Raw genomic sequence first — 2,415 nt, forward strand, 5'->3', positions numbered from 1 at the left:
CATCTATACCGTGCAGCCTGACGAGGTCGCGGTCGAATTGCGCTTCGGCAAGCCGAAGGCCGAGCTCTCGCAGCCAGGCCTGCATTTCCACTGGTGGCCGATCGAAACGGTCGAAACGGCAAAGATTTCCGAGCAGCTCGTCAGCATCGGCGGCGGGGCGAGCAGCGGCTCCGGGCTGATGCTCTCCGGCGACCAGAACATCGTCAATGTGCAGTTCTCGGTCGCCTACCAGGTTTCCGATCCAAGGGCCTATCTTTTCGACGTCTCAGATCCCGACGGCATGCTGACGCAGGTGGCCGAAAGCGCCATGCGCGAGGTCGTCGGACGGCGCCCCGCGCAGGATATTTTCCGCGACGATCGCCAGGGTATTGCCACATCGGTGCGTGAGATCATCCAAAACACGCTCGACGGTTACAAGACGGGTCTGCAAGTCAACGCAATCTCCATCGAGGACGCCGCCCCGCCGCGCGAGGTCGCCGATGCTTTCGACGAGGTGCAGCGCGCCGAGCAGGACGAGGACAAGTTCGTCGAGCAGGCCAATCAATATTCCAACCAGAAGCTCGGCCAGGCGCGCGGCGAGGCGGCCCAGATCCGCGAAGATGCCGCCGCCTACAAGAACCGGGTCGTGCAGGAAGCCGAAGGTGAGGCGCAGCGCTTCATCTCCGTTTACAACGAATACGCCAAGGCGCCCGACGTGACGCGCAAGCGCCTTTACCTGGAAACAATGGAGAGGATCCTGAAGGACTCGAACAAGGTCGTCGTCGAGCAGGGCAACGGGCAGGGTGTGCTTCCTTACCTGCCGCTGCCGGCACTGCAGCCCAAGGCGCCGCCCGCGCCTGCGCTGGGAGGTAACCAGTGATGGCCAACCGTCTTCCCATCATCGCGGTCATCGCGGCCGTCCTTCTGTTTCTGCTCTATTCGTCGGTGTTCGTCGTCAAGGCGGGCGAGCAGGCAATCGTGCTGAGGTTCGGCGAGATCATCGACGTCAAGACCGAGCCGGGCATCTATTTCAAGGCGCCATTCGCCTTCTTCGATGCCGACAGCGTTCAGACGATCGAGAAAAAAGTGATGCGCTTCGACCTCGACAATATCCGCGTTCAGGTCTCCGGCGGCAAGTTCTACGAGGTCGACGCCTTCATCGCCTACCGCATTTCGGATCCGCGCACGTTCCGCGCGGCGGTATCGGGGCAGGTGGAACTCGCCGAAGCCCGGCTGAAGACGCGGCTCGATGCGGCGCTGCGCCGCGTCTATGGTCTGCGCGATTTCGAGGCGGCACTTTCCGAAGAACGCGGCGTCATGATGCGCGAGGTGCGTGACCAACTGCGTCCGGACGCGACGTCGCTCGGCCTCGACATCGAAGATGTGCGCATCCGCCGGACGGATCTGACCGCCGAAGTATCGCAGCAGACCTACGATCGCATGAAAGCCGAACGCTTGGCGGAAGCCGAGCGGCTGAGAGCTCGCGGCAACGAGGCGGCGCAGCGTATCAAAGCCAGGGCCGACCGCGAGGTCGTCGAGATCATCGCCGAGGCGCAGAAGGAATCGGAGATCCTGCGCGGCGAGGGCGAGGCGCAGCGCAGCGCCACCTTTGCTGAAGCCTATAAGCGGGACCCGAGCTTCTTCGATTTCTATCGCTCGATGAATGCTTACGGCACGGCCTTGGACAGCACCGGAACCACCATGGTGCTGTCGCCCGACTCCGAGTTCTTCCGTTTCTTCCGCGATCCGGAAAGCAAGCCCGAGCCCGGACAGCCGGCGGCATCGCAGCCCGCGCCCGCGACGCCGGCAGCCCCGGCCACGCAACCCGGCAGCGCCCAGTAGCGGACGGTGCAGGATTTCCTCGCGGCCATCGGCCTGGTCCTCGTCATCGAGGGCCTGGTCTATGGCGGGTTTCCGGCTCTGGCCAGGAAACTGGCGGCGGAGGTGCTGTCGTTGCCGGAGAATGTGCTGCGGATCGCCGGATTGGCTGCAATCGCCCTCGGCGTCGCCATCGTCTGGCTGGTTCGCGGCTGATGAAATTCCTTGGTGCCGAGGCGATTGACGATTTATCTTCCGCCGATAGCTATAGCCGCAAACGTGCCTTATTTCTTGCCAACATGAATTGACGGGCGCCTTTGCGGAAGCGCCTTTCTTTTTCAAAACGCCGGGAGGCCACGATGATATCCGACACCCTGTTGCGCGCGGCGCGGCGCAGGTTTTTCGCCGGCGCCACCGCATTCGTCGTCGGCATAGTTGCCGTCCCGTCCTTCGTCACGCCCACGATCGCCTCCGACGCGCCGCCTTCCGTCGCCGACCTCGCCGAACGCCTGCTCGGCGCGGTGGTCAACATCTCGACCTCGCAAACCGTCAAAGGCACGGAAGGCCCCGGTGCGGTGCCGATGCCACAGCTTCCGGAAGGCTCGCCCTTCCAGGACT

The 2,415-nt window shown here is 63.7% G+C and carries 3 protein-coding genes and 1 pseudogene; all 4 read left to right on the forward strand.

The window, feature by feature from the left end:
- The coding region (gene hflK / locus EOA75_RS31865; protein ID WP_127326073.1) for an FtsH protease activity modulator HflK at positions 1 to 859 on the forward strand (859 nt) is incomplete at its 5' end.
- Positions 859 to 1,821 (forward strand): protease modulator HflC, encoded by a 963-nt coding sequence (locus EOA75_RS31870; RefSeq protein WP_067323214.1) that lies wholly within the window; start codon positions 859 to 861, stop codon positions 1,819 to 1,821. The genes hflK and EOA75_RS31870, both read left to right, overlap by 1 nt.
- Before the next feature lie 6 nt (positions 1,822 to 1,827).
- Positions 1,828 to 2,013, forward strand: a complete 186-nt coding sequence (locus EOA75_RS31875) for a DUF2065 family protein (RefSeq protein ID WP_095783779.1) — start codon at positions 1,828 to 1,830, stop codon at positions 2,011 to 2,013.
- Positions 2,014 to 2,156: 143 nt separating this feature from the next.
- Positions 2,157 to 2,415, forward strand: a pseudogene (locus EOA75_RS31880) (serine protease); the annotation flags it as partial.

Source organism: Mesorhizobium sp. M1A.F.Ca.IN.022.07.1.1, assembly GCF_003997575.1.
Lineage (GTDB): Bacteria > Pseudomonadota > Alphaproteobacteria > Rhizobiales > Rhizobiaceae > Mesorhizobium.

Excerpts from the sequence above, each read along its gene's own strand:
- EOA75_RS31870 (WP_067323214.1), top strand. The coding sequence starts at position 859 with ATGGCCAACCGTCTTCCCATCATCGCGGTCATCGCGGCCGTCCTTCTG.